Source organism: Psychrobacter sp. 1Y4 (genome assembly GCF_051847555.1).
The window spans coordinates 1-514 of sequence record NZ_JBPYDE010001173.1 but is presented as its reverse complement, the minus strand read 5'-3'; the positions used below and the strand labels follow the sequence as shown (position 1 = coordinate 514).

Sequence of the window (514 nt, the reverse complement as noted above, 5' to 3'; positions counted from 1 at the left end):
GTGCTATGAACCAAACTACTGATGCTAAAGGCATAGTCAGTTTCAATGTGCGTGTACCGACCAATCTTAACCAAGCACAAAAAACGCTGATTGAGAACAACAGTGGATTTGCATTAAATGTTGCAGCAGTAGAGGCTACAGGAGCTACAAGTACTGCGAGTGTCGCCATTGGTGTCACTGATAAGGTGCAGGCCAGTCAGACCACACTCGCTGTCACCAGCAATCCTGCGCCGATCAATATTTTAAAAGACAGCTTTAGCATTCAAGTCTCAGGGACACGTAACGATGGTAGCGCTGCTGCAGATAAAGTAGCTAAATTAACGATTAATAACGCCTCAAAGCTCACACTACAAAATAGTGAACAAAAAACAGATGCAAAAGGTATAACCACATTTACTGTAAGTATTAGTCCTACGATGAGTGAGGCTGAACGTCAAGCATTGGTTAAATCTGGACTGAGCTACACTGTGAGCCTCACTGATATTGATGGTGTAGTCTCTAGTAAATATAATGC

1 protein-coding gene is annotated in these 514 nt (G+C 42.6%); it reads left to right on the top strand.

Annotated features, from left to right (window positions below; all coding sequences use genetic code 11):
* Positions 1–514 (top strand): hypothetical protein (locus ACS8FC_RS21000; protein ID WP_439298207.1); only part of this gene is annotated, 514 nt, incomplete at both ends.